Origin of the sequence: Psychrobacillus sp. NPDC093180 (assembly GCF_044754065.1) — a bacterium.
GTDB lineage: Bacteria > Bacillota > Bacilli > Bacillales_A > Planococcaceae > Psychrobacillus.
The window spans coordinates 14,419-39,086 of record NZ_JBIVOJ010000010.1 but is presented as its reverse complement, the minus strand read 5'-3'; the positions used below and the strand labels follow the sequence as shown (position 1 = coordinate 39,086).

Here is a 24,668-nt window from a genome sequence, read left to right as displayed (position 1 = left end):
CCATAAAAAAAGGAGAGATTATACCTACATCTCTCCTTTTTTAATGAAAAAATAACGCAAAAATAGGACCCATAAAAGCTCCAATGATCGCACTCAATGTCATTGATACCGTTCCCATAGACAACGCTTTTTCTCCGTATTCTGTGAGTTTAGACACCCCAATTCCATGTGAAGCGCTCCCCAAAGATATTCCCCTGCTGACCGACTTCTCTATATGAGCTATTTTAAAAATAGATGGACCGAGTAGCGCACCAGTTATACCAGCGATAATAACAAATACGGCAGTTAATGAAGGAAAGCCTCCAATAGCTTCACTAATCTGCATTGCTATAGGAGTCGTAATCGATTTTGGCAATAGAGACAATATATAATCGTTACTTAAATTTAGTAGTTTAGCAAAAACGATAATACTCACTAATCCTGAGAGCATAGCAACGACAACACTAGTTAATATAGAAAACATATTTTGCTTAATAATATGTCGTTGGGCATATAATGGATAAGCCATACTAACTACAGCTGGTCCTAGCATTGCATCTATCCATTTAGCCCCAGTCATATATGTAGCATAGGAGAGAGAGAAAGATTTTAATAGAATAATAATTAAAATAGTTGCTGTGAGCACTGGTAATAGAAGAGGAGTTGAAAATCTTGCGTTTAGTTTTCTCATGAGTAAAAAAATTACAATCGTTCCGATCATCATACTAATTGCTATCATTGCACTTCTTCCTCTCCTGCTTTCCGACCTTCTAAGTGCTGACATAATTTTCCGGTTACTAAAATCGTAAGCACTGTACTAATAATCACTGAAAAAACTAGTAATATACCGTTAATAGACATTAACTCTGGATAATTCATTACTCCGACAGTGGAAGGTATAAAAAATAAAGCAAGTATTCCTAATAAGAAACCTGCACCCTCTTTTATCACTTGAACAGGAATTATTTTTAAGTGCAAGCACCCTAGAAGTAATAATAACCCTACGATACTTCCCGGAAATTTAATATGTAGCATTTCGACAATAAAATTACCTAAAAAAGAAAATAAATATAATATACAAATTTGAAGAACTATGCGAATATATTTTTTCATATGGTTGCTTTAAAAGGCTATTCCTTTAAAGTACTCACCTCCAAAATTATCAATAGGAAACATTTTACGCTCGTTTACCCATTACGTCCAGAGTAAATTCTTATTTAGGATGTAAAGAAATACCAATCTACAACTTTTTTCGCGCTACATTTACAAGGAGGAATAGCAATATTGTTAGTGAGCCTTAAACAAATTATGATTTTATCATAGTAATCATGACGCTATTTCTAATATAACTCTGTTGTTCCATCACACTGAATACATACAAAAATGGTTACCGACCAATTCAGTCGATAACCGATGCTTGTGCTATTCTATTCCTTTTATTGTATGAGGATCTATAAAGTCATAACCTTTTGCACGAAAACCTTCTACAATTCCAGGTAATGCCTCTGCAGTCCATTTTCGATCATGCATTAATAAATTTGCACCATCTGTTAAATATTCCGTGTTAACCATTATATCTTTAAGACTTTCCGCATTCATATATTCTTTTTCCCAGTCATACCCATACGTCCAATTCATTAGTTGCATTCCTTCATTTTCAACTAGTGATCTACTAAAATCAGTGTTTATACCAAATGGTGCGCGGAAAAACTTAGGCTTTTCTCCAATAACAGCTTCCACTGTTTCATTAACATTTAAAATTTCTTCTTGTTGCTGTTCCTCCGAAATGTCTTTCAGATTAGCATGCGTCTGTGTATGGTTTCCAATAGCAAAGCTCATATCATAGATTTCTTTTAGATTCGCTTTTTGTTCATCTGTTTCAAGGAAGTGCCCATTTACAAAAAAGATGGCTGGTACATCTAAGTCTTTCAAGGTTTTCGCCATTTCTACAGCATATTTATCTGGAGCATCATCAATTGTAAGTAGCACTGCCTTTGGACTAGCATCTCCAATCGGTTGTAATGTCCAGTTGGCTGGATTTAATTCATACAGTGGTTCTTGAATTTCTTCTGTTGGTTCTTCTTTTGGTTCTTCTTCCACTATTTCTTGTGTTACTTCTACTTTCTCTTCGCCACTAACCTCTGTTGTTTGTTCAGTTTCTTTTTCAGTAGTAGTTTTTTCTTCTGCAAGGCCACATGCTGAAAGTATAAGTATACAAGCTGTTAGTAATATCCATGCTGTTTTTTTCAATCTGATCACCATTTCCTTTCAATCATGTTGAATATGTAATAAAGAAAGCCGTGTAAAGAATTTCTACACGGCTTCTGTTGTCTAAATTAAAGTGTACCGCCAGATCCACCATCAATATTAACTGCTGTCCCTGTCACGTACGACGCCGCATCTGAAACTAAAAAAGTAATGACGTTTGCAGCTTCGGCTGTTTCACCAATTCTTCCAAGTGGAATTGACGGCCCGACAACCTTTTTAGAGTATTCTTCCCAAGAAAGCTCCGGTTCCTCATTTAACCAACGCTTTTCTAACTGGCCACTTCGTATTAACCCGATACATACTGTATTTACTCGTATATTATCTTTCCCTAAATCCTTACTCATCGCTTTAGTTAGAGCCATACCGGCAGCTCGACTTACCGTTGTAGGTAACGAAGAGGCAGGTGGTGTTTTCCCTAACACCGCAGTCACGTTTACAATCGATCCTCCCCCCTCTTTTCGCATATAAGGAATGGCAGCTTTCGAAGTATGTATCGCTCCAAATACCTTTAAATCTAAATCTGTATGCCATAACTCCGTATCAACGGACTCGAAAGGATTCGCTGATGAAGTCCCAGCATTATTTATGAGGATGTCTAATTTTCCATAATGCTCGATAGTTTCTTGAATAATTTTTTGACATTCCTGCTCGTTTGTAATGTCAGCAGATACTATTAATACTTCTTTCCCTGTTTCATTTTTTATAAACTTCGCTGCCTCTTCCAATTGTTCTTTCCCACGCGCGCAAATGGTAACAGATGCGCCTTCTTTAACTAACTGTAAGGCTGTATACAAGCCAATTCCTTTACTTGATCCCGTTATTACCGCTACTTTCCCTTTTAGTCCTAACTCCATTTTAGTTCCTCCTACATTATTATTTTTACTCTCTTATTTATTATAGATTCAATTTTCATATTTCGGGCAATATTTTCATTTTATTTATAAAACTTGAAAAATGTTAAGAGGGACGAGAAGTGATTGGTCACTTTCCGCCCCTCTTTTATTCGTATTCAAAAAACTTAACAGCCAATCATTTTTACTCTAAATTGCTATCATACAGGCTGCAGACGACTAGAAAGGGACTTGGCAAAAGGAACAATTTTATTAATTTCCTCTAACTTTAAACTTGTTTCTACACCCATTTCCGAAAGCATCAACGCCACTTCTTCAGTAGCCAAATTTCCGGTTGCCCCCGGTGAAAATGGACAACCACCTAGCCCTCCGATCGAGCTATCAAACTTATCGATTCCAGCTTGCATAGCTGCTAGCGTATTAGCCAATGCCATTTTCCGTGTATCGTGGAAGTGGCCGACAAAAACAGTGTCTGGATATAAGTCTTTCAGTCTTGCGAATCGGTCATAAACAATCTTAGGATTCGCATAACCATTTGTATCACCTATGTCGATTTCATCTGCCCCTAATTCCACAAAACGTCGACAAACATAATTTAACTCTTCAAAAGAAACTTTCCCTTGGTATGGACAAGCAAACGACATGGAAACATAAGCTCTAGTGAAAATCCCCTGTTGTTTTGCAAGCTTAAACATTTTTTCTGTTTCTAAAAGAGATTCCTCTGTTGTCTTATTAATATTTTTTTGGTTGAACGTTGAACTCGCCCCAATGAATACAGCAATTTGTGAAACATTTGCTTGGATTGCTCGTTCCAGTGCTTTTAAATTTGGAGTTAAAGCTATATAAGTAATGCCTAATTCATTGCAATACTGACTGATCTCATCTGCATCAGCCATTTGTGGTACCCATTTAGGGCTTACAAATGCAGCAGTTTCCATACGTGAAAACCCGGCTGCTGCAAGTTGACGGATCAGATCCTTTTTAGATTCTGTCGAAATTGGCTTCGGCTCATTTTGTAACCCATCTCTTGGGCTGACCTCAATCAATTCTATTTTCTTAGGAATATTCATCATACACCTCCGATATTAATAAGATCTTGGCATGCCGAGCACATGCTGTGCAACATAAGATAATATTAAGTTTGTCGAAATTGGTGCTACTTGATATAATCTTGTTTCTCTAAATTTCCTTTCCACATCATATTCCTCCGCAAATCCAAAGCCACCATGGGTTTGAAGACAAGCATTCGCCGCTTCCCATGAAGCATCAGCAGAGAGTAATTTAGCCATATTAGCTTCTTTCCCGCACGCTTTTCCTTCATCATACAATCTAGCTGCTTGGAATCTCATTAAGTCTGCCGCTTCTAAATGGACATAGGACTTGGCAATCGGAAACTGAACGCCTTGATTCTGACCAATTGGTCTATTAAAGACTACTCTTTCCTTCGCATACTTAGCTGCACGATCCACAAACCAATAGCCATCCCCTATACATTCCGCAGCTATTAGAATGCGTTCAACATTCATACCATCCAGAATATAAGAAAAACCTTTTCCTTCTTCACCGATTAAATTTTCTACAGGGACTTCCAAATCTTCAATGAAAAGTTCTGTCGTAGCATGATTCATCATCGTTCGAATAGGTTTTATAGTGATACCGTTTCCAACAGCTTCGTTCAAGTCAACTAATAATACAGATAAACCTTCTGTCCGTTTTTTCACTTGATCAATTGGCGTTGTACGGACAAGTAAAAGCATAAGATCCGAATATTCAGCACGTGAAATAAATACTTTTTGCCCGTTGACGATATATTTATCTCCTTTACGAACAGCTACGGTTTTTAATTGGGTAGTGTCTGAACCTGTATTAGGCTCTGTGACTCCAAAAGCTTGCAGTCTTAGAGATCCGTCAGCAATTTTAGGTAAGTATTTTTGCTTTTGCTCTTCAGATCCATGACGTAATAAAGTTCCCATCGTATACATTTGTGCATGGCATGCACCTGCATTTGCTCCTGAGCGGTTAATTTCTTCCATAATAATGGAAGCATCTGTAACTGATAATCCTGACCCACCGTATTCTTCTGGAATAAGTGCAGCTAAGAAACCTGCTTCTGATAAAGCGGTTACAAATTCTTCAGGGTATGCGTTCGTTTCATCTAACTTTCTCCAATATTCATCCGGATAATCTTTACAAATCGTTCTTACACTTTGACGAAGCTCTTCTTGAAATTCAGGTGTGCTAATGTGCAATTCAGTAGTTTTCATGTATAAATTCCTCCATTTTTTTGATGTTTTATGAAAAGCTTATTTTCCAGCAAATTGAGGAGCACGTTTTTCAACAAACGCTAAAACACCTTCCAAGCGATCTTCTGTATTTACACAGTGATTGTAAAATACGAGCTCCTCTTTTCTTGCTTGCATGTCTTCCATTCCAAATAAAGAATCCACGGCTTTCTTGCAATTTTGAACAGCTATTGGTGCATTCTTTGCTAGCATTTCCGCAAGCTCATACGCCTCATCTAATAGCTGCTCGGAGGTTGTCAGTCGATTAAGTAAGCCGGCTTTCTCCGCTTCCTCTGCGGTAACCATTCGACCGGTACATACCCACTCTTTCGCAACATGGACTCCGACCCTTTTAGGAAGTAATCGTGTTCCACCACCCCCGGGCATAATTCCGCGCGTCGCTTCAGGAAGTCCAAACGTAGCAGTTTGTGCAGCAACGATAAAATCACAATTCAAGACGATTTCAAATCCTCCAGCAAGAGCAAAACCATCGACCGCAGCAATTACAGGTTGTGGTAGATCAGCAATTGCATAGAACATTTCCTCAAACAGTTTATGTTGCGCTTTCCATTCTTCCTCTGTCATCCCATTACGTTCTTTTAAATCGGCACCTGAACAAAATGCTTTCGGATTGCTTGATGAGATTACTACTACTCTCACATCAGATTTAGAGATCGTTTGAAGGGTATTTAATATTTCCGTTGCCATTTCCGTATTAAATGCGTTACGAGCTTCTGGGCGATTTAATTTAATTACAGCGATTTGTTGATTTGTTCCAGTTCTACTAATTTGTAAATAAGTCATTTTTCCACTTCCTTCAAATTATTTAAAGAATGAACACTTATTTCTAATTTATTTTATCGAATTTTAAGAAAATTCTTCTGATAATTAAATTGACGTTAGCCCCAATAGAGTGTAAAACTATACTAGATTATACATTTCCAACAACGTGGGGGGATTGATGTGGATATAACGCAATTACATTACTTTATTGTTGCTGCAGAGCAAGAACATATGACAAGAGCTTCAGAAATTTTAGACTTGTCGCAATCTGCTTTAAGCCGCTCCATAACATCTTTAGAAAAAGAGTTAGGCGTTCCTTTATTTGATCGAAAAAACAGAAAGGTCTTGTTAAATAGATATGGAAAAGTATTTTTAAAGGATGCAAAAAAAATTGTGGGTCAAGTAGAAATTTCAAAATCAAATCTATCTCAACTTATTCATCCAGATTTCGGTAATATTTCTATTTCATTTGTTCATAGCTTGGGATTAAACTATATTCCTTCATTATTAAAGGAATTTCAACTTGCAAATCCCGGTCATACGATTACATTAAATGAAGACAAAGCCCCTTTAATTGTTAAAGATTTACTCACAAATGAAGCTGATTTAGGGTTTGCGACCCAATACCAATCTTTTTCCGATTTAGACTATAATCCGATTTTCAAAGAGAAAATCGTGTTAATCGCCTCTAGCCAACATCGGTTCTCCCAAATGAAACATATTCAGCTAGAAGAGATTGAGCAAGAGAACTTCATCCATTACAATGCGGATACTGAATTGAGAAAATTAATCGATTCTATATTCTTAAAATACAATGTAGATATTCATATTTCCTATGATGGATTAGAAATTAATAGTATCATTGGCTTGGTTTCATCCAATATGGGCATCGCACTTGTACCAGAATCTGTCGTTCAAAATTTCAATGATATAAAAATAATTCCCATTTTAGATTTGAATATCGATCGAACGATATACTTAATACATAAAAAAGAAGGATATATGTCAAAAGCCGTTCTTTTCTTTAAAGATTTTATTTTTTCCTATCATGAAAAATAAATTATAATGGAATGATCAATTACGCTTTTCGCGTAATTGATTTCAGCCTTCTTGCTGGTCGATATAATTCCTCCCCTCACTTACTAACAAACCATTCAATACTTCTCCCAGTTACTTCTTACCACAAAGGAATACTTCTTATTACCAATTATAGAATTCCTCTTTTTTAAAGACAAAGCAAATTACACATCATATCTATGTATAATGTGCATAAATCAAAATTTTCCAAATTTTTAGATAGGACAAATAGATTTCGATTAACCTAATCCGTATGTGATTTAGACAAAAAAAGAGTCTCTCAAAGTAAATAACTTTGAGAGACTCTATCTATCTTATTTAGAAAGAATATGAATCGGGTGACCCATAACTACTTCCGCAGCTTCCATTGCAATTTCACCTAAAGTTGGGTGAGCATGAATAGTCATTGCGATATCTTCTACTGTCATACCGGCTTCAATTGCTAAACCAAGTTCAGCAATCATATCAGAAGCTCCTTGACCAATGATTTGTGCTCCAAGTAGTAAACCGTCCTCTTTACGAGAAACAAGTTTTACGAAACCATCTGTAGCGTTAAGTGCAAGTGCACGACCATTTGCTCCAAATGGGAATTTCCCAGAAGCAACGTCATAGCCTTGTTCTTTTGCTTGTGCTTCGTTTAAACCAACTGTAGCCATTTCTGGGTCTGTAAAGCATACTGCAGGAATTGCTAAGTAATCTACAACCGAAGTTTGCCCTGCAATTGCTTCAGCAGCAACTTTTCCTTCGTAAGAAGCTTTATGTGCAAGTTGAGGTCCTGCAACGATATCACCGATAGCAAAGATATTCTCAATGCTTGTGCGACATTGCTTATCTACTTCTAATAATCCGCGTTCTGCGAATTTAATACCTAGTTCTTCTAATCCAATTTCATCCGTGTTTGGACGACGGCCTACCGTTACTAATACATAGTCAGCTTCCACTTTTTTCTCTTCTCCGACAACTTCATATGTAACTACTACGCCAGTATCAGATTCTTCCACACCTTTTGCAGAAGCTTTAACTGCAATTTCTACGCCTTTTTTCTTTAGGCCTTTTTTAACGATAGTTGTCATTTGCTTTTCGAATCCAGCTAAAATATCGTCTCCGCCTTCGATAATTGTTACATTTGAGCCTAAGTTAGCGAATGCAGAACCAAGCTCAGTACCAATGTATCCTCCACCGATTACAACTAATTTTTCTGGAACTTCAGATAAATTTAATGCACCAGTTGAGCTAAGTACACGTTTCGTAAATTTAAATGTTGGAATTTCTACTGGACGAGATCCAGTTGCGATAATTGCATGTTTAAATTTATACGTTTGTGCAGAATTTTCATCCATTACACGAACTGTGTTTGCATCAACGAAATATGCTTCGCCCATTACTACATCGATTTTGTTTCCTTTTAATAAACCAGAAACACCACTAGTTAATTTTTTTACAACGCCATCTTTGAAAGCTTGAGCTTTTGAAAAGTCAATCTTCACATCAGTTGCTGTAATACCCATGTCATCTGAATGTTTTGCATGCTCAAAACGGTGACCAACAGAAATCAAAGCTTTAGAAGGAATACATCCTACGTTTAGACAAACTCCACCAATATGCTCTTTTTCTACTACTACTACTTTTTGTCCTGTTTGTGCAGCACGAATTGCAGCTACATATCCTCCAGGGCCTGAACCAATTACTAAAGTATCTGTTTCGATCGGGAAATCTCCAACTACCATTTTTTTACGCCTCCATTAATAATAGTTCTGGACTGCTAAGCAAACGTTTAATATGGTTCAACGCATGTTGTGCAGTCGCACCATCGATCATTCGATGATCAAAGCTCAATGATAATGCTAACACAGGAGCAGCTACAATTTCACTATTTTTTATTACAGGTTTTTCTGAAATTCGACCAATTCCGAGAATTGCAACTTCTGGATGGTTAATTACTGGTGTAAACCATTGACCTCCAGCAGAGCCAATATTCGTAATCGAGCAAGATGCACCTTTCATTTCCGCAGCAGTTAATTTACCGTCGCGAGCTTTTGTTGCAAGCGCATTAATTTGATCCGAAATTGCAAATACAGATTGGCGATCTGCGTTTTTAATAACAGGCACAACTAGTCCTTTATCTGTATCCGCTGCAATACCGATGTTGAAATAATGTTTTTGAATTACTTCATTTGTTTCATCGTCATAAGATGTGTTTAATTGTGGGAATTCTCTTAGCGTACTTACAAGTGCTTTTACTACATAAGGTAAGTAAGTTAACTTAATATTTTTCTCCGCCGCAATCTCTTTGAATTTTTTGCGATGTGCAACAAGTTCTGTCACATCTACTTCATCCATCAATGTTACGTGTGGAGCAGTGTGTTTCGAATGTACCATTGCTTTTGCGATTGCTTTACGCATTGGTGAAAGTTTTTCGCGCGTTTCAGGGAATTCTCCTTCAAGTACTACAGGAGCAGCAGTTTTTTCTTCTGCTTTCGACTCTTTTTGGATTGGTTCCGCTGTTTCTTCTGAAGCGGAAACCTCTGCAGGTTTTTGGTCTCCAGTTAAAAATGCTTCAATATCTTCTTTTAAAATACGACCATTTTTCCCTGAACCAGTTACATCTGCAATATTTACTTCTTTATCACGAGCAAATTTACGAACAGAAGGCATTGCGATTACGCGTTTTTCACCTTTTGGTTGTTCAGTTGTTGCTGCTTCTTTTTTAGCAGGAGCTTCCACTGTTTCTTTGTCAATCTCTTGACCACCTTCAGCAGTAGCTTGTACTTGTGCTTCTGTTTTTTCTTCCCCATTGTCTTGCCCTTTAAACTGAAGATCCTCATATCCAGGAGCATCAATTTTAATAAGCACATCACCAACAACTGCAACTGTTCCTTCGCTAACTAATACCTCTGTTACTTTTCCTTTAACTGGAGAAGGAATTTCTACAACTGCTTTATCATTTTGTACTTCACATAAAATATCGTCTTCTTGTACTTCATCGCCGGCCTTCACAAACCATTTAACGATTTCGCCTTCGTGTATACCTTCACCGATATCTGGTAATCGAAATTCAAATGCCACAGTATTCACCCTTTCTATTTTTTATTTTTTTAGAACGTTAAAACTTTTTTCGCTGTTTCTACTATATCCTTAACACCAGGTAACCAAACCGTTTCTGCTTGAGAGAATGGGTAAACAGTATCTGGAGCCGCAACTCGTAAAACTGGAGCTTCTAAACTTAAAATAGCTCTTTCCGTAATTTCAGCAACTACATTGGAAGCAATACCTGCTTGTTTTTGTGCTTCTTGAACAACGATCGCACGGTTTGTTTTTTCAACAGATGCAATAATTGTTTCAATATCAAGTGGTTGAATCGTACGTAAGTCAATAACTTCTACAGAGTGTCCTTCTTTTTCTAACTCTTCAGCAGCTTTTAAGCTTTCGTGTACCATTGCACCATATGAAATGATCGTTAAATCTGAACCTTCACGTTTTACATCTGCTTTTCCTAGTGGAATTGTATACTCTTCTTCCGGAACTTCCCCACGGAATGAACGATATAGTTTCATATGCTCTAAGAAAATAACAGGGTCGTTATCGCGAATCGCAGAGATCAATAAACCTTTTGCATCGTACGGAGTAGAAGGAATAACTACTTTTACACCTGGTGTAGATGTCATAAGTAACTCTAAACTATCCGCATGCATTTCTGGTGTATGAACCCCTCCACCGAATGGAGAACGGATTGTAACAGGTGCATTATATGCTCCTCCTGTACGGAAACGCATACGAGCAAGTTGTCCACTAATAGAATCCATAACTTCAAATACAAAACCAAAGAATTGAATTTCAGGAACTGGACGGAATCCTTGAAGTGCTAAACCTACTGCAAGACCACCAATACCAGATTCAGCTAAAGGTGTGTCGAATACACGGTCTTCTCCGAATTCTTTTTGTAATCCTTCCGTCGCACGGAATACTCCTCCGTTAACGCCAACGTCTTCACCGAAGACTAGAACGTTTTCATCATTTTTAAGCTCGGTACGGAGTGCTTCCGTAATTGCTTGAATCATCGTTAATTGTGCCATCGGTTACTTCGACTCCTTCTCAGTATAGTAAGCTAATTGCTCATCTAAATTATATGGGTTTTCTTCGTACATAATATTGATCAAGTCTGTTACTTTTTGTTTTGGAGCAGCATCTGCTTTTTTGATTGCTTCTTTAATTTCTTCTTTTGCTTTTTCAATGATTTCTTCTTCTTTCGCTTCATTCCAAATACCTTTTGCTTCTAGGTACAAGCGGAAACGAACTAATGGGTCTCTCTTTTCCCAAACAGAATCTGTATCAGACGTACGGTAACGAGTTGGGTCATCCCCAGCCATCGTATGAGGACCGAATCGGTAACATACAGTTTCAATCAAGCTTGGCCCTTCACCATTAATTGCACGCTCTCTAGCATCTTTTGTTGCAACATAAACTGCTAATGGATCCATTCCATCTACTTGTACACTTGGAATCCCTGCTGCAATCCCTTTTTGTGCAATTGTTTTCGCAGAAGTTTGCAACTCACGTGGTGTAGAAATAGCGTATTGGTTATTTTGTACGATGAATACAGCAGGTGAACGATATGCTCCTGCAAAGTTAATACCTTCATAGAAATCACCTTGAGATGAACCGCCATCTCCTGTGTACGTTATTGCAATCGCTTTCTTTCCACGTTTTTGCATTCCTAGTGCTACACCAGCTGCTTGGATGAATTGTGCACCGATAATAATTTGTGGTGGGAATACATTAACATCTTCTGGAATTTGGTTCCCCATGAAATGTCCACGAGAAAATAAGAATGCTTGATATAAAGGTAGACCATGCCATACGATTTGAGGTACATCACGGTAACCTGGTAAGATAAAGTCTTCTTTTTCGAGCGCGAATTGAGATGCAAGCTGAGAAGCTTCTTGTCCAGCAGTAGGTGCATAGAATCCTAGACGACCTTGGCGGTTTAGTGAAATAGAACGTTGGTCTAATATTCGTGTGAATACCATTCGACTCATTAATTCAACTAATTCCTCATCTGATAAGTTAGGATTTGCTTCTTCGTTAACAATTTTCCCTTCCTCGTTTAAAATCTGGAACATTTCAAACTTTTCTTCAATTTCTTGAAGCGTTTTCTTTGGGTCTAACTGCTGTGACTTGTTTGCAGCCATATAGCAACTCTCCTTTTCTTCTGTATTAAAATTTCTTGTGATATAAGTAATACAACTATCTTTCCTTTTCAGTATACTCAAAGATAAATCTGCGGTCAATCATCTAAAATCATTGATTATCCTTAATAGAATATTAAAACTATTACACCCTGTACTAGTCACCAATTATGTCTGTATTATATCAGTTTCATAAATTCATAAGAGTTTTTCATCGTCCAATCAGAAAAAATGTTCTAGTATTATCTTCTCTAAGATAAATAGAAAAAGCTTAGGTAGTCTTTAATAGTCTCGTCTTTCAAAGCTTTCTATAAAAGATAATTTGTGTAGTATAGGGAAACTGTGCGGTAAAGCTTTATTAGGTGTCCACCGTGATTTTCGCTACATTCGGACGCTTTCCGTGGGGTGAGCGATGAGCCATCCCCTTTTGGGCGTCGTTGGAATGGCTCATTTTGCTCCCTCATCCGGCAGGAGTCGACGCCTGAAGCGAAAATCAATGGTAATTTCTTTTTATTTATGATCGACTTGCTGAAAACAAAAACATCAACAGTTTTTGACTAAGTAAATCCAAAAAATGGCTAAGGGCAACCAACAGCTGTCGAAAGCAACCAGTTCTAGTCTGAGAGCAACCAAAAGTCTGTTGAGAGCAACTAGACTAGACTGAAAGCAACCAAATTACCCCTGAGAGCAATCAATTTTCATTAAACAAGTTTACTTGAAGTGAGACGTCGATGACTACTTCGCAGTTTCCCTAAACAGTGACACACCCCATGCCATAACGAGAAACTAATTCACAAGATATGTTTCACAAAATATAAAAATAGAGTATAGGAATCTTTGAAATTCCCATACTCTATTTTTGCGTTTATAAGCTCTACTATTCTCTTGATTAATTTTCCTTTTGAAGTGAAGTAAATGTTTCTTCTTTTACTTTATTAAGCTCCGCTGTCAGTTCGTTAAACTTTTCAACTGATTGTTGTACTGCTTCGTTTTGTTTATTCACTTCATCAACTTGTTTTTGAATGGTCGTTACTTCTGCTGCATCTTCGATTAACATGCTATATAACTTTTCTTGTAAACTAGCAAGTGTATTATATTGTTCTGTTAAATCGGTGTAGGCAGTGTAGCGATTTTTTAATGCTTCCTCGATTTGTTGGATACTTTCTTTTTCAGATGTTACGTCTGTTTCCGAGATAAGCACATCGATATCCTTCAATTTTTCTGATGCACTTTTAATAGAAGCTGCTTCTTTTTCCACTAAAACGAGTCTTTCTTCCAGTAGCCCAGCAGTTTCTTCGACTTGTTTTGTAAGCTCTTCTTTTTGGTCTTTCGTTAACTCCATCATGCTTTGAAAATTAGCTTGTTCTTTTTGTTCCGTGTCTGCTAACTGCGTTTGTACATCTCTATAATCTGCTTCTAAATTATAAATTTCCGTTAAGATGTTAGATAATTTTTCTTCGGTTGTTTCACCAAAAGAACATGCAGATAGAAGTAATACAAAGCATAAAGGAACTACGTATTTCCATTTTTTCATCACGTAACCTCCTCTAATCATTTCACTATAATTGTTCTGGCTACTAAATTCAACCGTACAATAGGCTTTTTTTGTTTAGCAAAAGATGATTTTTCGGTATAATAGGACTAGGAACTCGGAAAGGACGATAAATATGATTTTAATGAAAGATATTGTGAGGGACGGTCATCCAGCACTTCGTAAAAAAGCAACAGAAATGACTTTTCCTTTATCAGAGGCCGATAAACAACTCGCTAATGATTTATTGGAATATGTGATCAATAGTCAAGATGAAAAAATGGTAGAGAAGCATAAATTACGTCCTGGAATTGGGCTGGCAGCTCCTCAAGTAAACGCTGATAAAAGAATGTTCGCGCTACATATACCAAATGCAGAGGATGGGAACATCAGCTTTGTTGCAGTCAATCCCAAAATAATTAGCCATTCCGTAGAAAACACTTATATTCATTCTGGGGAAGGCTGTCTTTCTGTGGATGAAGTGATTGAGGGATATGTACCAAGACATGCACGCATTACCGCTACTGGCTTTTATCCGGATGGTACTCCCTTCAAAAAACGATTAAAAGGTTTAGCAGCAATTGCATTTCAACATGAGCTAGATCATTTAAATGGCATCATGTTTTATGACCATATTAATAAAGTAAACCCGTACGCAGAAATACCAAATTCTGTTCCGTATGAACAAGCGTAATAATAAAGCGTAAGTGGCTATATTTAGTTAGGGTTGCGCGACTCGCGCCGCAATGACTAATTACCCATTAACGTGCGTACCCACTATAGAAAAATACGAAAAGCCTGTGCGCATGTGCACAGGCTTTTTCTTATAAATCGGCTGCTCTTGGCATAGCTGATAGAGCTCCAGGTTTTGTTGCACAAATTGCTCCTAGTCTATTGCCAAAGGAGACATAGTCTATCCACTCTTCTTTTGTCCTTGGCTTTCCGCTCATATTAATTTTAGACAGAATACCTGCCATGAAAGCATCTCCAGCACCTGTTGTATCGACCGGGATCACCTTCTCCACTTTTACGTGGATCGTTTCCTCATCGATTACAATATATGTGCCTTCTGCTCCAACTGTAATAAGGACGATCGGAATTTGATAATCCCGAAGTTTTTGAATCCCTTCTTCTCTCGTTGTTGTCTCCGTTAGGAAGAAAAGCTCCTCTTCTGTTAGTTTCAAAATATCCACTTGTTTAAAAAAGGAACAAATGGTTTCTCTACAAAGTGCTTCGCTTTCCCATCTTAATGGACGAATGTTAGCATCGAAGGATAATAACACTTTAGATTTTACCATTTGATCGACTATTTCGCGAGTCGTCTTGCATGCTATTGGATGAAATAATGTTCCTGAACAAAAATGAAAAATGGAGGCTTGCTGAAATGCTTCTTTTTTCAATGAAGAAAAATCCACTTGTAAATCGGGTGTTTCATCCACGTATGTATGGAAGTGTCGGTCATTGTTTTCCGTTAAATGCACATATACACCACTTACTCGTTTTTCAGGAACAATCTGAGCGAAAGTTAAATCTACTCCTTCTAACGTTAACTCTCTTCTCACAAATTCTGAGGTTTCGTCGTCTCCTGAAATTGTTATAAAAGAGGAAGAAGCCCCGAGTCTTGCTACTCCTGCTGCTACATTTACTGTTGCCCCGCCTAAAAACTTTGTAAATTGTTTATTTGATTGATCATCTGCAATATAGTCTACAAATACATCACCATATATCAGCACAAACTTATTCCTTAAATCGTTCATAAAAACTCCTCTAGATTAATTGTAATTTTTTCATGGCATTCACTAAGCCATTTTCTGAAACATGGTCCGTAACAAAGGTAGCGCAGTTTTTTAATTCTTCTACTGCGTTCCCCATCGCCACACCAGTTCCTACATATTGAAGCATCTCTATATCATTAAAACCGTCACCAAAAGCAATCGCGTCATCAGGAGTTTTATTCATATAGCGCAGTAATAATTCAATTCCTTTTGCTTTAGAAACACCTTGTGGAAGGACATCACAAGATATCCGATGCCAACGAACAAACTTTAAGTTAGGAAAAGCTTTCTCATATTCTTTTTGAACATCCATATCGCAAAAAATAAGCGCTTGATGTATATCATTCGTTAAAAAGAAGTTTTCTTCCGTTCTAGGTAAGGCCATTTTCAAGGAAGAGATGCTTTCGTATATATCCTCGTGATCAGGGACATTTGATACAAATTCTACATCATCCATATAAACAATTGGTTGCTCTCGTTCCATCGCAAAATCTGTTAGATTCTGTAGTTCTGTTGTATCGATAATTCCTTTATGAATAATCTTCCCTTGTAACTGGACGATTTGACCATTGTAGCATATGAATGAATCTATTTTAAGTTGTTCTAAAATTGAGTTTGCTGTAAATGGAGCTCTCCCAGTTGAAATAACTATTTCATGTCCATTTGCTCTTGCTCGTTGAATAGATTCTACAACACCTGGTGGGATATTTTTATCGTTATCTAAAATAGTCCCATCAATATCAAAGAATAAAACTTTATTTACCATCAAAAAAACTCCTATTCGCTACGCTAATTATTTGACTTTTCAGTAAGAATCCTTTACACATCTCTATTTTTCGTATATAATATATTGTAAGGAGTGAGTTACCATGTTGAAACGTCTAAGAAGAAAATGGTTAAGACGACTCGGTGGAATGCTCAGAAACAAAACGATCGCGTAAAGTGAAACTTCATTTAAGTAGGAGGTTTTACTACCTCTCCCTACTTAAATGTTAGTTGAACCACTCGGACCTTTACAGGCAGTTTATCTCCACTTATTCTTCCTTGGTTTCCTTGAAATCTTGATGTGGGGATATTGACTTGCAGTTAAGGCGGGATAAATTATTTGCCCTTCGAAAAATGGAGGGCTTTTCTTTATTTTAAAGAAGTAGCGTGATAATATAAAGAGAATTGATTTATTTTGAACGTGAAAAAGGAGAGTATAATATGATTTATAAAGTTTATTATCAAGAGAATGCATTGGAAGTTTCAGTTCGCGAAAACACGAAAAGCTTATATGTAGAGGCAGAATCTGAGCGTGAAGTGCGTTCGATTCTAAAGGATCGTAATTATAATATTGAACTAATTCAATTGCTTGAAGGTAATCATTTAGCATATGAGCAAGCAAGCCCGAATTATAAAGTAGAGAAGAGATAAACATATGAAATTTGTTAAAAATGATCAAACTGCTGTTTTCGCCCTCGGCGGACTAGGTGAAATCGGCAAAAATACGTACGCTGTACAATTTCAAGATGAGATTATATTAATAGACGCAGGGATTAAGTTTCCCGAAGATGATCTATTAGGTATTGATTATGTTATTCCAGATTACACGTATCTAGTGAAAAATGTAGACAAGATTAAAGGATTATTTATCACACATGGCCACGAAGATCATATCGGTGGTATTCCTTATTTATTGAAACAACTAAATGTTCCGGTATATGGAGGAAAACTTGCACTAGGTTTACTGCGTAACAAGTTAGAGGAGCACGGCTTACTTCGTCAAACAAAAATGCATGTGATTGAAGAAGACGACGTAGTGAAATTTAGAAAAACAGCAGTTAGTTTCTTCAGAACAACACATAGTATCCCGGATGCTTTTGGTATCGTTGTCAAAACTCCACCAGGTAATATTGTGCATACAGGTGATTTTAAATTTGACTTTACGCCAGTTGGGGAGCCTGCTAACTTAACTAAAATGGCAGAAATCGGTCGTGACGGGGTTCTATGCTTACTATCAGATAGTACGAATGCAGAAGTTCCGAATTTCACGATGTCCGAACGTAAAGTCGGCGAAAGTATGGATTCTATTTTCCGTAAAGTGAATGGTCGCATCATTTTCGCTACGTTTGCTTCCAATATTCATAGACTTCAACAGGTAACGGATGCAGCTGTGCAACACGGTCGCAAAATCGCTGTTTTTGGTCGAAGTATGGACAATGCGATTACAATCGGTCGTGAGCTTGGCTATATTACTGCTCCTAAAGAAACTTTTGTAGATGCGAGTGCGTTAAATCGATTACCTGCCAACGAAGTGCTTATATTATGTACAGGCAGTCAAGGTGAACCAATGGCCGCTCTATCTCGAATTGCTAATGGGACACACCGTCAAATTCAAATTCAACCAGGCGATACGGTTGTATTTTCTTCTTCACCGATTCCAGGAAATAGAGCAAGTGTCAATCGTACTATTAACTTACTATTCCGTGCGGGTGCAGAAGTAATACATGGTTCCCTAAATAATATTCATACGTCAGGTCATGGTTCTCAAGAGGAACAAAAGCTGATGTTACGACTAATGAAACCAAAATTCTTTATGCCAATCCATGGTGAATATCGTATGTTGAAAATTCATACGGAACTTGCCGTAGATTGTGATGTATTACCTGAAAATACTTTCATTATGGAAAACGGTGATGTGCTGGCATTAAGTGCAAATGAAGCGCATGTGGCTGGACGAATTCCATCTGGAGATGTGTATATTGATGGTAGTGGTATTGGAGATATTGGGAATATCGTTCTTCGAGATCGTCGAATCCTTTCTGAAGAAGGACTAGTAATTGTTGTTGTAAGTGCAGATATGGAAAGAAAGAAAATTGTTTCTGGTCCTGATATTATTTCACGAGGATTTGTGTACATGCGTGAGTCGGGGACGATGATAAATGAAGCTCAACAGATGTTAAACAAGCATTTAAGGTTCACTTTACAAGATAAGCCTGCTGAATGGGCTGAATTGAAAAATGAGATTACTGATGTTCTTAGCCCTTATTTATACGAAAAAACAAAACGTCGTCCAATGATCTTACCGATTATTATGGAAGTTTAAACGTTTTATCCATATAACAAAATGCCAGAGGGATTTGCTTCCTCTGGCATTTTTTATGACAAAACTTTCTTTTCAAATCGGTTAATATCAACATCTGCACCAATCATAATTAGTACATCATTCAACTGAAGATTTTCATCTGCCGGCGGTGAAACATTGATACTATTTCCACGCTTGATAGCTACGATATTAATGCCATATCTTGCACGGATATCTAAATCAACTAATGATTTTCCTGCAATTTTTTCGTTCACTTTTATCTCCATAATCGAATGCTCATCAGAAAGCTCTAAGTAATCCAGTACATTTTGCGACAGGATATTATTCGCGATACGAATTCCCATATCTCGTTCCGGATGCACCACTTGGTCGGCACCGATCTTACGTAATACTTTTTCATGGTAATCATTTTGTGCTTTTACCGTAATTTTCTTTACGCCAATTTCTTTTAACATAAGCGTTGTTAATATACTCGATTGGATATCGTCACCAATAGCAACGATTACATGCTCAAAATTTCGGATTCCAAGGGATTTTAATACCGATTCATCTGTCGTATCTGCCACTACTGCTTGTGTTGCAATTGCAGCGTACTCATCTACTCTTTCTGTAGCAATGTCGACAGCCATTACATCTGCCCCCTGATCGATTAACTCTCGAACGATACTTCCTCCGAATCGTCCTAAACCAATTACTACAAACTCTTTTTGCATATTAGTGCCTCCTGCTTACTAATCGGATGCACTTAGTTTACCATATCATTTCTAAAATTGGATACTTCATTCGCGAATCCGGTATAGCTAATCTTTCATTAAAAGGATTAACCTTTTTTCTAACATCCTAAAACCGCTTTCTCCCGTTTGTACGTGACGGAGCAATCCCTTCTTATCAAAAAGATAAAAAGATGGTACAATTCGATTTTGAAATTTGTCAGAAACAACTAAATCGTGATCTAGGTATATGGAGTTTGTCATACTCATTCGTTCAGCCTTTTGTTTTATAAGAGTATTATTTACATCTTCTTTTGTTATTGGCATATGAATGCCAACTAACTGAAATTTATCACCATATGTCTTTTTCCATCTATTTATAATCCCGTAAGTTTTGTCGCATAGATGGCAACTAATAGACCAAAAGTGTATTAATAAAGGTACTTCCCCAATTAATTTTTCTTTCGTTACACTTCCGTTCAACCATTCCATGTCACTTGAAAACTCGGGTAACTCCTCTCTTAAACGCAATTGTGTCTCCCCTTTTCCTTTTCGTCCATAGCTAGTGTATGCGTCGCGATAAAAACAGAACGGGACAAAAACCATTTTTTTTTGAATTTATATGAATAAGTTGTTAAAGTAAACTTAAAGTTGTGTTAAAATAAACTTTGTTTTTCAAGGGAGGAGGGGAACAGTATTGCAAATTGGAAAGAAGATTAAACGATTACGACTGAAGAAAGGTTTAACCCAAGAGGAATTAGGGGAAAGAACTGATTTAAGCAAGGGTTTTATCTCCCAGCTAGAAAGAGATATAAACTCCCCTTCCATAGAAACACTTTTTTCTATTTTAAATGTACTTGGCTCTAAACCTAGTGACTTTTTTGATGACGAACAAGTGCGTACTAAAGTCGTTTTCGAAGCTGCGGAACAAACAATTTACATAGATGAGGAAAAAAACTATCGGCTTCACTGGCTTATCTCTGAGTCCAATGAAAATGAAATGGAACCAGTCCTCATCACACTAGGTCAAAACGGTCAATTTAAACAATTTGAACCTTCCCTTTCCGAAACGTTTATATATGTTTTACAAGGTCGCGTCGAATTAATACTCGGAAAGCAGCAATACTTTGCTTCTAAAGGAGAGTCTCTCTACTTTGAAGCAGCTGATGATCATTTATTAAAAAATGCGGCGGATGAAGAAACACAAGTAATTTATGTCGTAACAAATTCTTATTTATAAGAAATGCGGAAGCGCCTATGTCTACCCCGAGGGGTAAGGCGCTGCGGCTGGACAAATACTAAGTAAGAAAGCCTTCCTTTCTTACAATACACAAATTGGAGGTTCATTATGTCTGAGACACCTATCATTCGCTTTGAGAACGTCACCAAATACTATGATGCTGAAACAACCGTGTTAACGGATATTAACTTTGAATTAGAGCGTGGTAAATTCTATACGCTACTCGGTCCATCCGGTTGTGGGAAAACAACGATTTTGCGATTAATCGCAGGATTTATGCAGCCTTCTAGTGGAAATATTTATTTTAATGGAAAACTAATCAATAATGTTCCTGCAAACGAACGTCAAGTTAATACAGTTTTCCAAGACTATGCACTATTCCCTCACTTAAATGTGTTTGAAAATGTAGCATTCGGTCTTCGTATAAAAAAACTAGGAAAAAAAGAGATTGAGGAAAAAGTGTTAGAGGCACTAAAGTTTGTTAACTTATCAGGGTATGAAAATAGAGAAATTGCTGAGATGTCTGGTGGTCAAAGACAGCGTGTCGCAATTGCTCGAGCAATCGTAAATGATCCGGAAATCATTTTACTTGATGAGCCGCTTTCTGCTTTGGACTTGAAACTACGTTCGGAAATGCAATACGAGCTTCGTGAGCTACAACAGCGATTAGGCAAAACGTTTATCTTTGTAACGCATGATCAAGAAGAAGCCTTAGCTATGTCCGATGAAATTTTCGTACTGAATGCGGGAAATATAGAACAAAGTGGAACACCAATGGATATTTACGATGAACCAATTAATCGATTTGTAGCAGATTTTATCGGAGAATCGAATATTGTTTCTGGCACGATGGTTGCTGATTTCCGTGTACGAATTGGTGAAAAAGAATTTGAATGTGTTGACCAAGGACTAAATCCGAATGAAAATGTCGATATTGTCATTCGACCAGAAGATTTAGAAATTACATCTGTTGAAAAAGGGAAAATGAAAGTAAAAGTAGATACACAATTATTTAGAGGAGTTCACTACGAGCTATCTACGTACGATGACGAAGGAAACGAATGGCTAGTCCACTCCACGAAAAAAGCAGAGGTTGGCGCATTTATCGGTCTAGACTTTGATCCTGAAGCAATTCATGTTATGCGTCTGAACGAAACAGAAGAAGAATTTGATAAGCGACTTGAGTCTTACGGAGAAGACGCGTATGCAAACTAAAAACACCAAAACATTTTATTTAATACCTTATTTTGCTTGGATTATATTATTTGTCATCGCACCAATTGCTTTAATCGCTTATTACTCCCTTTTTGATTTGAGCGGAAATTTCACATTTGATAATTATAAAAACTTCTTCACTTCAATTTATTTAAAGTTAACACTTAGCTCATTTTGGTATGCATTTCTTATAACGCTATTTTCCTTACTTGTTGCCTACCCAACAGCTTACTTGCTGACAAAAACGAAGCATAAACAGTTATGGTTATTATTAATCATTATTCCATCTTGGATTAACTTATTATTAAAAACGTATGCGTTCATTGGAATTTTTGGCTTATATGGCCCTATTAACGCATTTTTAAATGTTTTTGGTTTTGGAGAAACACAAATATTATTTACAGACTTTAGTTTTATTTTTGTATCAGTTTATATTTTTATTCCATTTATGATTCTGCCTATCTTTAACGCTTTGGATAAATTAAATCCATCCTTGATCGATGCGAGTAGAGATTTAGGTGCATCTAGTTGGACAACCTTTTCAAAAGTCATCTTTCCATTAACGACGAATGGGGTTAAAGCTGGGATTCAAGCAGTGTTTATCCCTTCCCTTTCCTTATTCATGATTACTCGACTAATCGCTGGAAATAAAGTTATTACACTTGGTACCGCTATTGAGCAACAATTTTTAGTTACGCAAAACTGGGGAATGGGTTCGACTATTGCCGTATTCTTAATAATATTTATGGTCATTGTCATGATCATTACCGGACAAAGAGACAAGGGGGCTAATACTAATGGAAAGAACTAGTAAAACAGCAAAACTTTACTTAGCCCTTATTTTCATTATTTTATATGCACCGATTTTGTATTTGATCTTTTATTCGTTTAATAGTGGCGGTTCCATGAGTAATTTCGAGTCGTTTACTTGGGAGCATTATGGTGCTGTGTTTTCCGATACTCGACTGATCATGATTTTGATCAATACAGTCATTGTTGCACTGCTTTCTGCTCTACTCGCAACAATCATTGGAGTATTTGGTTCGATAGGCATTGTATATATGCGCAACAAGTCTATACGTAATTCTTTGTTATCTTTAAACAATGTGTTAATCGTTAGTCCAGACGTTGTCATTGGGGCATCATTCTTAATATTGTTTACAATGATCGGTGTTAAATTAGGATTCGCATCTGTATTAATCTCGCATATTGCCTTTAGTATTCCGATTGTTGTATTGATGGTATTGCCGAAACTTCAGGAGATGAATAGCTCTTTAATAGATGCAGCAGCAGATCTTGGTGCAACTAAAGGAGAAATTTTACGACGAGTCATTATTCCTTTTATTAAACCAGGGATTTTTGCAGGGTTCTTCATGGCACTTACGTATTCACTGGATGATTTTGCTGTTACTTTCTTTGTAACAGGAAATGGATTTAGTACGTTATCTGTGGAAATTTACTCGATGGCACGTGCTGGTATTACATTAACGATCAATGCATTATCAGGCATTATCTTTATCGTGACATTATTACTTGTAGTAGGCTATTACTTCATTAGCCAAAGAGGGAAAAACCCTGTAGGAATGGGGGTCAGAAAATGAAAGACATCGTAAGAGCAGCACTTACAATCATTCTCGTTTGTATCGCACTGTTTTTTGTGAATGACCTATTAGATAAGAATTCTGGAAAAGCTGGTAGTGATACCGTAACGATCTATAACTGGGGAGAATATATTGATCCAGATCTAATAGCCCAGTTTGAAGACGAATCAGGTTATCGTGTAGTATACGAAACGTTCGATTCAAATGAAGCAATGATGACAAAAATCGAACAAGGTGGAACTTCTTACGATATTGCAGTTCCATCTGAATATGCAATTGAGAAAATGAAAGAGCATGATTTACTACTTCCGATTGATCACTCGAAGATTCCTAATTTGAAAAATATCGATCCATACTTCTTAGATTTATCGTTCGATCCCAAAAATGAGTTTTCTATTCCCTATTTTTGGGGAACTGTAGGTATTGTTTTCAATCCTTCCTTACTGGATGGCCAAACGTTTGAGAGCTGGGACGCACTATGGGACCCTTCCTTAAAGGGACAAGTGTTGCTAGTAGACAGTGCTCGTGAAGTTATTGGAATGGGCTTAAATAGCTTAGGGTATTCTCTAAACTCTACCAATGAAAAAGAATTGCAAGAAGCTTCGGAGAAACTAAACAAACTTACACCAAACGTAAAGGCAATCATTGGAGATGAAGTAACACAGCTTATGGTAAACGAAGAAGCTGCTGTTGCTTTGACATGGTCTGGCCAAGCAGCAGATATGATGTGGGAAAACGAAGAACTTGACTATTCTGTTCCTGAAGAAGGATCTAATTTATGGTTCGATAACATGGTTATTCCCAAAACTGCAGCGAATATAGAAGGTGCTCATGCATTTATAAACTTCATGTTGGATGCTGAAGTAGCCGCTCAAAACGCAGATTATGTTGGGTATTCCATTCCAAATGCAGCCGCTGTGGAATTGATGGATGAAGAAGTAACATCAGATGAACGCTTTTATCCTACCGAAGAAACAAGAGATAATTTGGAAGTTTATAATAATCTAGGTCTTGAAATGCTTGGAGTTTATAATGAGCTATTTTTAAAGTTTAAAATGGGAACAAACTAACAAATAGAGTTG

Annotated in this window: 25 protein-coding genes; 9 read left to right on the top strand and 16 right to left on the bottom strand. The window is 37.1% G+C overall.

The features are described from left to right. Positions 1–40: 40 nt before the first annotated feature. The 7 genes from ACIP9W_RS15590 to ACIP9W_RS15560 all read right to left on the bottom strand — a co-directional run bounded on the left by ACIP9W_RS15590 (position 41) and on the right by ACIP9W_RS15560 (position 6,184). Positions 41–718 (bottom strand): LrgB family protein, encoded by a 678-nt coding sequence (locus ACIP9W_RS15590; RefSeq protein ID WP_400791186.1) that lies wholly within the window; start codon positions 716–718, stop codon positions 41–43. After that, a complete protein-coding gene (locus ACIP9W_RS15585) occupies positions 715–1,092 on the bottom strand; it encodes a CidA/LrgA family protein (RefSeq protein WP_400791184.1) in 378 nt (125 codons plus the stop codon). Before ACIP9W_RS15585 ends, ACIP9W_RS15590 begins: the two co-directional genes overlap by 4 nt. 309 nt (positions 1,093–1,401) lie before the next feature. Further along, entirely contained in the window at positions 1,402–2,241 is an 840-nt protein-coding gene (locus tag ACIP9W_RS15580; RefSeq protein ID WP_400791181.1) for a polysaccharide deacetylase family protein, read from the bottom strand. Between the two features lie 74 nt (positions 2,242–2,315). Further along, the gene (locus tag ACIP9W_RS15575; protein ID WP_400791179.1) at positions 2,316–3,101 is read right to left on the bottom strand and encodes an SDR family NAD(P)-dependent oxidoreductase; all 786 of its coding nucleotides are present in this window, start codon (positions 3,099–3,101) and stop codon (positions 2,316–2,318) included. Positions 3,102–3,298: 197 nt separating this feature from the next. Beyond that, the gene (locus ACIP9W_RS15570; protein WP_400791177.1) at positions 3,299–4,168 is read right to left on the bottom strand and encodes a hydroxymethylglutaryl-CoA lyase; all 870 of its coding nucleotides are present in this window, start codon (positions 4,166–4,168) and stop codon (positions 3,299–3,301) included. A 15-nt stretch (positions 4,169–4,183) separates the two neighbouring features. Beyond that, complete coding sequence (locus tag ACIP9W_RS15565; protein ID WP_282245811.1) at positions 4,184–5,362, bottom strand: acyl-CoA dehydrogenase family protein; 1,179 nt, start codon at positions 5,360–5,362, stop codon at positions 4,184–4,186. A 39-nt stretch (positions 5,363–5,401) separates the two neighbouring features. After that, a complete protein-coding gene (locus ACIP9W_RS15560) occupies positions 5,402–6,184 on the bottom strand; it encodes an enoyl-CoA hydratase/isomerase family protein (protein ID WP_400791175.1) in 783 nt (260 codons plus the stop codon). A gap of 159 nt (positions 6,185–6,343) precedes the next feature. Here ACIP9W_RS15560 and ACIP9W_RS15555 point away from each other — a divergent pair, with 159 nt between their 5' ends. Then, entirely contained in the window at positions 6,344–7,222 is an 879-nt protein-coding gene (locus tag ACIP9W_RS15555; protein WP_400791173.1) for a LysR family transcriptional regulator, read from the top strand. 332 nt (positions 7,223–7,554) lie between these two features. Here the strand turns inward: ACIP9W_RS15555 and lpdA are convergent, their stop codons facing one another. The 5 genes from lpdA to ACIP9W_RS15530 form a co-directional block, all read right to left on the bottom strand. Further along, positions 7,555–8,967: a dihydrolipoyl dehydrogenase gene (gene lpdA, locus ACIP9W_RS15550; protein ID WP_400791171.1), complete on the bottom strand. Its 1,413-nt coding sequence runs from the start codon at positions 8,965–8,967 to the stop codon at positions 7,555–7,557. Between the two features lie 4 nt (positions 8,968–8,971). Next, complete coding sequence (locus ACIP9W_RS15545; protein WP_400791169.1) at positions 8,972–10,306, bottom strand: dihydrolipoamide acetyltransferase family protein; 1,335 nt, start codon at positions 10,304–10,306, stop codon at positions 8,972–8,974. A 29-nt stretch (positions 10,307–10,335) separates the two neighbouring features. Then, complete coding sequence (locus ACIP9W_RS15540) at positions 10,336–11,313, bottom strand: alpha-ketoacid dehydrogenase subunit beta (protein WP_400791167.1); 978 nt, start codon at positions 11,311–11,313, stop codon at positions 10,336–10,338. Between the two features lie 3 nt (positions 11,314–11,316). Then, positions 11,317–12,429, bottom strand: coding sequence for a pyruvate dehydrogenase (acetyl-transferring) E1 component subunit alpha (gene pdhA / locus ACIP9W_RS15535; RefSeq protein WP_142537587.1), 1,113 nt, complete (start codon positions 12,427–12,429; stop codon positions 11,317–11,319). Between the two features lie 886 nt (positions 12,430–13,315). Further along, entirely contained in the window at positions 13,316–13,960 is a 645-nt protein-coding gene (locus ACIP9W_RS15530; protein ID WP_400791165.1) for a YkyA family protein, read from the bottom strand. A gap of 133 nt (positions 13,961–14,093) precedes the next feature. On the opposite strand from ACIP9W_RS15530, the gene def reads away from it, so the two are divergent. Then, positions 14,094–14,651: a peptide deformylase gene (def, locus tag ACIP9W_RS15525; protein ID WP_400791162.1), complete on the top strand. Its 558-nt coding sequence runs from the start codon at positions 14,094–14,096 to the stop codon at positions 14,649–14,651. Between the two features lie 130 nt (positions 14,652–14,781). Here the strand turns inward: def and ACIP9W_RS15520 are convergent, their stop codons facing one another. Then, positions 14,782–15,714: a carbohydrate kinase family protein gene (locus ACIP9W_RS15520; RefSeq protein ID WP_400791159.1), complete on the bottom strand. Its 933-nt coding sequence runs from the start codon at positions 15,712–15,714 to the stop codon at positions 14,782–14,784. Between the two features lie 10 nt (positions 15,715–15,724). Further along, a complete protein-coding gene (locus tag ACIP9W_RS15515) occupies positions 15,725–16,498 on the bottom strand; it encodes a Cof-type HAD-IIB family hydrolase (protein ID WP_400791156.1) in 774 nt (257 codons plus the stop codon). A gap of 440 nt (positions 16,499–16,938) precedes the next feature. Between ACIP9W_RS15515 and ACIP9W_RS15510 the strand changes: the two genes are divergently transcribed. Both ACIP9W_RS15510 and rnjA read left to right on the top strand, forming a co-directional pair. Further along, complete coding sequence (locus ACIP9W_RS15510; RefSeq protein ID WP_142537582.1) at positions 16,939–17,148, top strand: DNA-dependent RNA polymerase subunit epsilon; 210 nt, start codon at positions 16,939–16,941, stop codon at positions 17,146–17,148. Between the two features lie 4 nt (positions 17,149–17,152). Then, positions 17,153–18,820, top strand: a complete 1,668-nt coding sequence (rnjA, locus tag ACIP9W_RS15505) for a ribonuclease J1 (protein ID WP_282245903.1) — start codon at positions 17,153–17,155, stop codon at positions 18,818–18,820. Between the two features lie 53 nt (positions 18,821–18,873). On the opposite strand, the gene ACIP9W_RS15500 is transcribed toward rnjA, so the two are convergent. Further along, positions 18,874–19,533, bottom strand: coding sequence for a potassium channel family protein (locus ACIP9W_RS15500; protein ID WP_400791152.1), 660 nt, complete (start codon positions 19,531–19,533; stop codon positions 18,874–18,876). A gap of 87 nt (positions 19,534–19,620) precedes the next feature. After that, positions 19,621–20,061 (bottom strand): TlpA family protein disulfide reductase, encoded by a 441-nt coding sequence (locus ACIP9W_RS15495; RefSeq protein ID WP_282245907.1) that lies wholly within the window; start codon positions 20,059–20,061, stop codon positions 19,621–19,623. Between the two features lie 166 nt (positions 20,062–20,227). On the opposite strand from ACIP9W_RS15495, the gene ACIP9W_RS15490 reads away from it, so the two are divergent. The 5 genes from ACIP9W_RS15490 to ACIP9W_RS15470 all read left to right on the top strand — a co-directional run bounded on the left by ACIP9W_RS15490 (position 20,228) and on the right by ACIP9W_RS15470 (position 24,656). Further along, a complete protein-coding gene (locus tag ACIP9W_RS15490) occupies positions 20,228–20,770 on the top strand; it encodes a helix-turn-helix domain-containing protein (RefSeq protein ID WP_400791149.1) in 543 nt (180 codons plus the stop codon). A gap of 108 nt (positions 20,771–20,878) precedes the next feature. Further along, the gene (locus tag ACIP9W_RS15485) at positions 20,879–21,985 is read left to right on the top strand and encodes an ABC transporter ATP-binding protein (RefSeq protein ID WP_400791148.1); all 1,107 of its coding nucleotides are present in this window, start codon (positions 20,879–20,881) and stop codon (positions 21,983–21,985) included. Beyond that, positions 21,975–22,796, top strand: a complete 822-nt coding sequence (locus ACIP9W_RS15480; RefSeq protein ID WP_282245913.1) for an ABC transporter permease — start codon at positions 21,975–21,977, stop codon at positions 22,794–22,796. The genes ACIP9W_RS15485 and ACIP9W_RS15480 overlap by 11 nt, the downstream gene beginning before the upstream one ends. After that, on the top strand, positions 22,783–23,586 hold the full coding sequence (locus ACIP9W_RS15475) for an ABC transporter permease (RefSeq protein WP_400791145.1): 804 nt from the start codon (positions 22,783–22,785) through the stop codon (positions 23,584–23,586). The genes ACIP9W_RS15480 and ACIP9W_RS15475 overlap by 14 nt, the downstream gene beginning before the upstream one ends. Continuing rightward, a complete protein-coding gene (locus ACIP9W_RS15470; RefSeq protein WP_400791143.1) occupies positions 23,583–24,656 on the top strand; it encodes an ABC transporter substrate-binding protein in 1,074 nt (357 codons plus the stop codon). The genes ACIP9W_RS15475 and ACIP9W_RS15470 overlap by 4 nt, the downstream gene beginning before the upstream one ends. Positions 24,657–24,668 lie beyond the last annotated feature (12 nt).

Coding starts and splice junctions, on each gene's coding strand:
- ACIP9W_RS15575 (WP_400791179.1), bottom strand. CDS start 3,101: ATGGAGTTAGGACTAAAAGGGAAAGTAGCGGTAATAACGGGATCAAGT.
- ACIP9W_RS15565 (WP_282245811.1), bottom strand. CDS start 5,362: ATGAAAACTACTGAATTGCACATTAGCACACCTGAATTTCAAGAAGAG.
- ACIP9W_RS15515 (WP_400791156.1), bottom strand. CDS start 16,498: ATGGTAAATAAAGTTTTATTCTTTGATATTGATGGGACTATTTTAGAT.
- pdhA (WP_142537587.1), bottom strand. CDS start 12,429: ATGGCTGCAAACAAGTCACAGCAGTTAGACCCAAAGAAAACGCTTCAA.
- ACIP9W_RS15540 (WP_400791167.1), bottom strand. CDS start 11,313: ATGGCACAATTAACGATGATTCAAGCAATTACGGAAGCACTCCGTACC.
- ACIP9W_RS15500 (WP_400791152.1), bottom strand. CDS start 19,533: ATGCAAAAAGAGTTTGTAGTAATTGGTTTAGGACGATTCGGAGGAAGT.
- ACIP9W_RS15590 (WP_400791186.1), bottom strand. CDS start 718: ATGATAGCAATTAGTATGATGATCGGAACGATTGTAATTTTTTTACTC.
- ACIP9W_RS15475 (WP_400791145.1), top strand. CDS start 22,783: ATGGAAAGAACTAGTAAAACAGCAAAACTTTACTTAGCCCTTATTTTC.
- ACIP9W_RS15485 (WP_400791148.1), top strand. CDS start 20,879: ATGTCTGAGACACCTATCATTCGCTTTGAGAACGTCACCAAATACTAT.
- ACIP9W_RS15470 (WP_400791143.1), top strand. CDS start 23,583: ATGAAAGACATCGTAAGAGCAGCACTTACAATCATTCTCGTTTGTATC.
- ACIP9W_RS15480 (WP_282245913.1), top strand. CDS start 21,975: ATGCAAACTAAAAACACCAAAACATTTTATTTAATACCTTATTTTGCT.
- ACIP9W_RS15580 (WP_400791181.1), bottom strand. CDS start 2,241: ATGGTGATCAGATTGAAAAAAACAGCATGGATATTACTAACAGCTTGT.
- ACIP9W_RS15520 (WP_400791159.1), bottom strand. CDS start 15,714: ATGAACGATTTAAGGAATAAGTTTGTGCTGATATATGGTGATGTATTT.
- ACIP9W_RS15530 (WP_400791165.1), bottom strand. CDS start 13,960: ATGAAAAAATGGAAATACGTAGTTCCTTTATGCTTTGTATTACTTCTA.
- rnjA (WP_282245903.1), top strand. CDS start 17,153: ATGAAATTTGTTAAAAATGATCAAACTGCTGTTTTCGCCCTCGGCGGA.
- ACIP9W_RS15570 (WP_400791177.1), bottom strand. CDS start 4,168: ATGAATATTCCTAAGAAAATAGAATTGATTGAGGTCAGCCCAAGAGAT.
- def (WP_400791162.1), top strand. CDS start 14,094: ATGATTTTAATGAAAGATATTGTGAGGGACGGTCATCCAGCACTTCGT.
- ACIP9W_RS15510 (WP_142537582.1), top strand. CDS start 16,939: ATGATTTATAAAGTTTATTATCAAGAGAATGCATTGGAAGTTTCAGTT.
- ACIP9W_RS15585 (WP_400791184.1), bottom strand. CDS start 1,092: ATGAAAAAATATATTCGCATAGTTCTTCAAATTTGTATATTATATTTA.
- lpdA (WP_400791171.1), bottom strand. CDS start 8,967: ATGGTAGTTGGAGATTTCCCGATCGAAACAGATACTTTAGTAATTGGT.
- ACIP9W_RS15560 (WP_400791175.1), bottom strand. CDS start 6,184: ATGACTTATTTACAAATTAGTAGAACTGGAACAAATCAACAAATCGCT.